9 protein-coding genes are annotated in these 5,936 nt (G+C 67.5%); 5 read left to right on the plus strand and 4 right to left on the minus strand.

Going from position 1 to position 5,936, the window contains the following annotated elements:
• Positions 1-678 (plus strand): ROK family protein (locus G3N97_RS35720; RefSeq protein ID WP_205997532.1); only part of this gene is annotated, 678 nt, incomplete at its 5' end.
• Between the two features lie 40 nt (positions 679-718).
• Entirely contained in the window at positions 719-1,444 is a 726-nt protein-coding gene (locus G3N97_RS35725; protein ID WP_205997533.1) for a copper homeostasis protein CutC, read from the plus strand.
• Between the two features lie 20 nt (positions 1,445-1,464).
• Here the strand turns inward: G3N97_RS35725 and G3N97_RS35730 are convergent, their stop codons facing one another.
• From G3N97_RS35730 to G3N97_RS35740, 3 genes are all read right to left on the minus strand, one after another.
• The gene (locus G3N97_RS35730; protein WP_205997534.1) at positions 1,465-1,965 is read right to left on the minus strand and encodes a molybdopterin-dependent oxidoreductase; all 501 of its coding nucleotides are present in this window, start codon (positions 1,963-1,965) and stop codon (positions 1,465-1,467) included.
• Positions 1,966-2,139: 174 nt separating this feature from the next.
• Entirely contained in the window at positions 2,140-2,805 is a 666-nt protein-coding gene (locus G3N97_RS35735; protein WP_205997535.1) for a DUF2278 family protein, read from the minus strand.
• A gap of 98 nt (positions 2,806-2,903) precedes the next feature.
• Complete coding sequence (locus tag G3N97_RS35740; RefSeq protein ID WP_205997536.1) at positions 2,904-3,428, minus strand: DUF1697 domain-containing protein; 525 nt, start codon at positions 3,426-3,428, stop codon at positions 2,904-2,906.
• A gap of 101 nt (positions 3,429-3,529) precedes the next feature.
• Between G3N97_RS35740 and G3N97_RS35745 the strand changes: the two genes are divergently transcribed.
• Entirely contained in the window at positions 3,530-4,021 is a 492-nt protein-coding gene (locus G3N97_RS35745) for an NAD(P)H-dependent oxidoreductase (protein WP_205997537.1), read from the plus strand.
• Between the two features lie 196 nt (positions 4,022-4,217).
• Here G3N97_RS35745 and G3N97_RS35750 read toward each other — a convergent pair whose 3' ends face one another.
• On the minus strand, positions 4,218-4,622 hold the full coding sequence (locus G3N97_RS35750; RefSeq protein ID WP_205997538.1) for a hypothetical protein: 405 nt from the start codon (positions 4,620-4,622) through the stop codon (positions 4,218-4,220).
• Between the two features lie 43 nt (positions 4,623-4,665).
• Between G3N97_RS35750 and G3N97_RS35755 the strand changes: the two genes are divergently transcribed.
• Together G3N97_RS35755 and G3N97_RS35760 are read left to right on the plus strand one after the other, a co-directional pair.
• The gene (locus tag G3N97_RS35755) at positions 4,666-5,361 is read left to right on the plus strand and encodes a peptidoglycan DD-metalloendopeptidase family protein (protein WP_346778169.1); all 696 of its coding nucleotides are present in this window, start codon (positions 4,666-4,668) and stop codon (positions 5,359-5,361) included.
• A 63-nt stretch (positions 5,362-5,424) separates the two neighbouring features.
• A partial coding sequence (locus G3N97_RS35760) for a septal ring lytic transglycosylase RlpA family protein (RefSeq protein WP_241031047.1) occupies positions 5,425-5,936 on the plus strand: 512 nt, incomplete at its 3' end.

Genomic DNA, 5,936 nt, shown 5'->3' on the forward strand with positions numbered 1-5,936 from the left:
GCGCGGCTCGGCCGCCCGGTGTTCGCCGCGAACGACGCCGACTGCCTCGCGCTCGCCGAAGCCGTGGCGGGCGCGGGCGCCGGTCACCGCGTGGTGTTCTCCGCCGTGCTCGGCACGGGCGTCGGCGGCGGCCTTGTCGCGAACGGACAGTTGATTCAGGGCGCGGGCGGCGTGACGGGCGAGTGGGGCCACGGTCCGATCGTTAACACGCAATGTCAGCCGGAAGGCGAGCCCGAGCCGCTGTACGTGCCGCGCTTCGCGTGCGGCTGCGGCCAGCGCGGTTGCGTCGATACGATAGGCGGCGCGCGCGGGATCGAGCGGCTGCATGCGTTCCTGAACGCGGAATCGCCCACGGATTCACCGACATCCGCGCCCGACAGCCACGCGATCCTCGATGCCTGGACGCACGGCGACCGCGCCGCAACGCGCACGATCGGCGTCTGGCTCGAACTGGTCGCGGATCCGCTGGCTGCCGTGGTCAACGTCACGGGCGCATCGCGCGTGACGGTGGGCGGCGGGCTCGCCGGTTCGCCCGCGCTGATCGCGCGGCTCGATCAGGCGGTCCGCTCGCGCGTGCTGCATCGGCGCGACGAACCGCTCGTGGTGCCCGGCCGTTTCAGCGCCGATGGCGGGATGATCGGCGCGGCGCTGCTCGCGCGTCAGGCGTCAACTCGCTAAGCCTCGCCAACGCTTTCACCTCATGAAACAAGGATCGCCGATGCCTATAACGCTCGAAATCTGCGTGGACAGCGTGGACGGACTCGACGCCGCCATCGCGGGCGGCGCCGATCGGATTGAATTGTGCTCGGCGCTCGATCTGGGCGGCCTCACGCCGACGCCCGGCCTGATCGCGGCGGCGGCGCACGCGCCGATTCCCGTCTACGCGATGATCCGGCCGCACGCGCGCTCGTTCGCGTGGTCGCCCGCCGACACGGAAGCCATGCTCGCCGATATCGACGCCATGCGCGCGGCCGGTCTTGCGGGCGTCGTGCTCGGCGCGGCGCGGGCCGATCGTCAGCTCGACGTGCACATGCTGGCCGTCCTGTGCGAACGCGCGCGCGGGCTCGGCACCACGTTGCATCGCGTCTTCGACCTCGTGCCCGATCCCGCGCGCGCGCTCGAAGAAGCGGTGGCGCTGGGCTTCGAACGCATTCTGACTTCGGGCGGCGCGGCGCGTGCCGCCGATGGCATCGTCGCGCTGAATGCGCTCGTGCGGCACGCGGCGAACCGCATCGGCATCATGCCGGGCAGCGGCGTCGACGCGCTCAACGTGGCGGGCATCGTGCGCGCGAGCGGCGCGACGCAGGTGCACGCGTCGTGCCGCGCGGTGTTCGCGCACGGCGAGCACAAGGGCGTCGAACTCGGTTTCTTTCCGGAGCGCGGGAGTATGACGTCGGCGCGCGCGGTGATGGGCCTCAAGCACGCGCTGGCGGCGCTCGCCTGAGCGGCGCGCTCAAGGCATGTTCAAGGCGCGAGCACGCGCGTTTCGATGCGCGCGAGGCGCTTCAGATGGCGCGGCGCGGGCACGTTGTCCGCGCCGGAAAACAGCACGGGCGCGCCGTCCGCGGCGCTGAGCGGCTTGCCGCCGCATTCATAGGCGACGATGGCCTGCTCGCCCACCGGCGAGTTGAACAGCTCGTGCCACGTGAACGGCACGGCATAGCCGTCATGACCGACGGCCAGAAAGATCATGCGCTTGAAGTCGCCGGGCGCTTCGCAGTGCAGGCCCGCGTGCTCGATCAGCGCCGTAAGCAGCACGCCGCGATAAGGCTCGACCGTGCGGATGAACCGCTGCGTGGTGTAGCAACGCAGATCGAAGGGCGCGCACGTGACGCTCGGCATCGCGCGCAAGGCTGCGAGCGTGAGCGTTTGGGGCAGCACCACGCTGCCGGAGAGCGTGAGTACGACGTCTTCGTCGGTGTGATCGGCGGACTGTGCCGGGGCGGCTTGGGGCGCGAGGTTCATCGTGGAAGCTCCGGGCCGCGCGGCGGCCTGACGGCAATCGACTGAAAATCGACAAAGCGTCGATATGACTTCGCGTATATTACGACGCCACGCGCCGCCGCTTCAACGATCGGCCTGACATGTCGTGCATACCGCCGCGCTTATCTTGCGGCGGGGCCGGATCGCGCCGCCCGCTCAGGCGATCGGTTTCGAATCCGCGGTGGGATTGCCGAGATCGTCGGTCGGCAGATATTGCTGATCGAACGCGGCCACATAGAGCGCCCATTGCGGCGCGCCCACATCGACGAGCAACGCGCCGTCCTGCCAGATGTCGTTGTGATCGTTGCGGTCGTTGCCCGCGCGATGAATGAATTCGCCTTTCGATCCCTGGTTCATGTGGACGTCGTGGACGCCGTTGCCTTCGCTGTAGAAGCGGCCATACACATAGACGTCGTAGCCGGATTGTTGCGCGCGCAACAGAAGGCGCTGGAGCGTGGCGACCGGCTCGACGGCATCGGTGCCGTCCATCACGTCGCTGTTGCGCCATGCGCCGGTGTTGGCGAGAAAGTCGCTGCGCTGGAAATCGAGCGCGGGCAGCGCATGCTGGCCCGTGAGATTCTGCTCGCCCGATGCATCGGCTTGCAGCGTCTGCAAAATGGCGTGGCGAAAATCGAAGAGCAGCTTGTATTTGAGCAGGTCGTCGGCGTCGGTGGTGCCGACATTGACCGCCACGTCCCACTGCGCGCCGCCCACGTCGAGGCTGAAATGCAGGTGATACTGCACTTCATGCGGCCGCTGCGTGGGCTTGAGTTGCGGCGCGGAAGTGATCTTGCCTTTTGCGAAACCGTACGGAAGCGTCATCGTCTGCATCTCCGGGTGCATGGCGTTTCATCATAAGACAGACGCGTGACAGCCGTGCTGCACCGCGGCTTCGCGAAGGCGTCAGCGAGCTTTCATTTTTATTCGGCGCGCTGATTGGCCCATTGCGCGAGCGTGGCGACGGTGTTCATGTTGCGCGCGGTGCCTTCGGCGGCGGCGGGCAGTTTGAGCTTCGAGCGGCCAATGCCGTCCGGATAATGCACGTAGATTTCGCGCTTGCCCGCGACGATGCTTTCCGCTTGCTGGCCGCGCGCCGTGTCGAGCAGATTCGCGGGCGGCGCGGCGTCGAGGAAGATCGCGACAGTGCGATCGGGCGGCGCATCGGCGAAGGGATTGGTGGCGACGATGGCGGCCATCTCGGCGGCGTTGCGCAACAGCACGCCGACGGGTTTGCCCGCGTAATCTTCGAGGCTCGCTTCGAACTGCTTCTTCACGCTCGATGCGGTGAGGCGGCTGTCGAACACGACATTGCCGCTGGCGATATAGGTGCGCACGTTGGCGAAGCCGAGCGCTTCGCACATCGCGCGCAGTTCGGTCATGGCGAGCTTGCCGGTGCCGCCGACATTCACGGCGCGCAGCAGGGCGACATAGGTGGAGGGAGGCATCGCATGATGATACTGCGAAGCGTTGGATGCGCGCAGTGCGGACGGGCGGCACGGTATCATCGGCATTTCGCGAAGCGAACAGGCTCACTCATAAAGACGCAATGAAAACGCTATTGATCGTCTATCACTCGATGACGGGCGGCACGCAGCAGATGGCCGAAGCGGCCGCGCGCGCGGCGCGAGCGCAGGCGGGCGTGAGCGTGCGTCTGCAGCGCGCCGACGCCACGGTTCCCGACGATGTGCTGGCCGCCGACGGCTATCTGTTCGCGACGCCCGAAAACCTCGCATCGATGGCCGGGCTGATGAAGGACTTCTTCGATCGCTGCTATTACGCGGCGCTCGATCGCGTGAACGGGCGTCCTTATGCCGCGATGATCTGCGCGGGCAGCGACGGGCAAAACGCGCTGCGCCAGATCGAACGCATCGCGACGGGCTGGCGGCTGAAAGCCGTGGCGCAAGGCCTGATCGTCTGCACGCTCGCGCAAACGCCCGAACGCATTCTCGCGCCGAAAATCATCGGCCCCGACGATCTCGCGCGTTGCGCCGAACTCGGCGAAGGACTCGCGGCGGGACTCGCGCTCGGTGTGTTCTGAAGTCATCGCGTACGCAATCGACGTCGCGCGAAACAGCCCTGCAATTTAAGGGAAATTTGCAGAGCTGGTCGGGTTTCACGCATTGTTGTAAAGGATTGTCAGGTGTGAGAGCGGGGCGTCAACTGGGCGATAAGGTGGGCGTTTAGCGAGCGAGGGCCAACCGGTTCGTCGGTCCTTGATCCTCCTTAATCCCGTTTTATCGAGTCACGCCATGAAGCGCATCCTGATCGCCAGCCTCGCTGTTTTCGTTTCCGCCGCCGCCTTCACGCAGACGGCATCCGCCGCGCCCGCCGGTCATCATCACAAGCACGCTCACAAGCACAGCGGCAAGCACCACGCCCGCCGCGACGCCGCCCTGCAATCGCCCGCCGATCGCGCACAGCCGATCGATCAGGCGCCGGCATTCCAGCACTAACGCCAACGTCATGGCCGCCTGAAGCGGCGCATTTCGCAGCGGCGCAGGCTCCCGAACGGGACTTGCGCCGTTTGCGCATTCGAGCGGGCGCGTTGCGGCATCCATCGAATCGACGCGCCGCTTGCATTGCCGATAAACATAGGATGACGAATCAATGAAATCGTGGCTGGAGTCGTTCGTGGGCATGCCGGGAAGCGGCGCGGTGTGGGCAAGTGGGCGGGCAGCGACCGTGGCTGCGACGATGGTCGCGACGCTGTCCGGTTGTGCGATCGACGGCGACTTCGAGCGCGGCGGCGCAACGGCGGCGTGCCATAGCGTGATCGCGGGCTACTACTGCGTGAAGCCCAACGACACCTTGCAGAGCGTGGCCTTCGCCTTCGGGCGCAATGCGCGCGACGTCGCGCAATGGAACAGTCTGGCGGAAAACGCGCCGCTGCATGCCGGGCAGACGCTGCGGATGGGGCCGCCGGACTGGAGTTCGTGGCATGACGGCGGGTCGGCTCAAGCGCAGTCGCAGGCGCGTGCGAACGCGAGCGCGGCCAGTCGCTTCGTGTGGCCCGTGAGCGGCGTGATCGTCCGCGAGTTCGGTGCCGATGGCGCGCGCGGGATCGAGATCGCCGGCCGCGCGGGCACGCCGATCCGCGCCGCCGCGCCGGGGCGCGTGGTGTATGCGGGAGACAGCATCAAGGCTTACGGGCTGATGGTGATCGTCAAGCACGAGAACGGCTATGTGACCGCGTATGGCAACAACCGCCGCCTGCTCGTTGCGGAAGGCGATCCGGTGCAGCAGGGCGCGTCCATCGCCGAAATGGGCGCGCGCGACGACGGCCAGGCGCTGCTCCAGTTCGAGATGCGCGAAGGCGGCAAGCCGGTCGATCCGCTTGCGCATCTGCCTGCCGGTTCGGGGCCGCTCACGCAGCCCTGACCGGGCGCACGCTGCGCGCCAGCGAGGTGTGGGCGCAAAAACAATCAGACCATCGGGGACACGTTGAAGAAGATCCAATCTGCCGCGGCGTTCGGGCGTGCGCGGCGCAAAACCGCGCGCGTCGCGCTCGTGCCGCTGCTGCTTGTGTTGATGGGCGTGGCGCAGGCGCGCAAGCCCGCGCCGGTTTCGCCGATCCCGTATGAAGCGCGCGAGGCGCATGTCGTCTCGGCGCAGAAGAACAAGCGCGTCGCGCTGCGCCACGCGCCGTCCGGCCCGCACCTCAAGCACGCGCAGCGACGCTTTCAGACCGGCATCGCGTCGTGGTACGGACGCGAATTCCACGGCCATCGCACCGCGAACGGCGAACGTTTCGACATGTACGCCTTGACGGCGGCGCATCGCACGCTGCCGTTCGGCTCGTTCGCGCGCGTGACGCTGCCCGCGACGGGGCGCTCCGTGGTCGTGCGCATCAACGATCGCGGGCCGTATGCGCGCGGTCGCGTGATCGACCTGTCGTTCGGCGCGGCGCGCGTGCTCGGCTATTCGGGCGCGGGGTCGGCGCGCGTGCGCATCGA

Origin of the sequence: Paraburkholderia sp. Ac-20347, from assembly GCF_017104805.1 — a bacterium.
Classification (GTDB): Bacteria; Pseudomonadota; Gammaproteobacteria; order Burkholderiales; family Burkholderiaceae; genus Paraburkholderia; species Paraburkholderia tropica.

Coding starts and splice junctions, on each gene's coding strand:
- G3N97_RS35725 (WP_205997533.1), top strand. CDS start 719: ATGCCTATAACGCTCGAAATCTGCGTGGACAGCGTGGACGGACTCGAC.
- G3N97_RS35730 (WP_205997534.1), bottom strand. CDS start 1,965: ATGAACCTCGCGCCCCAAGCCGCCCCGGCACAGTCCGCCGATCACACC.
- G3N97_RS35735 (WP_205997535.1), bottom strand. CDS start 2,805: ATGACGCTTCCGTACGGTTTCGCAAAAGGCAAGATCACTTCCGCGCCG.
- G3N97_RS35740 (WP_205997536.1), bottom strand. CDS start 3,428: ATGCCTCCCTCCACCTATGTCGCCCTGCTGCGCGCCGTGAATGTCGGC.
- G3N97_RS35745 (WP_205997537.1), top strand. CDS start 3,530: ATGAAAACGCTATTGATCGTCTATCACTCGATGACGGGCGGCACGCAG.
- G3N97_RS35750 (WP_205997538.1), bottom strand. CDS start 4,622: ATGCCCACGAACGACTCCAGCCACGATTTCATTGATTCGTCATCCTAT.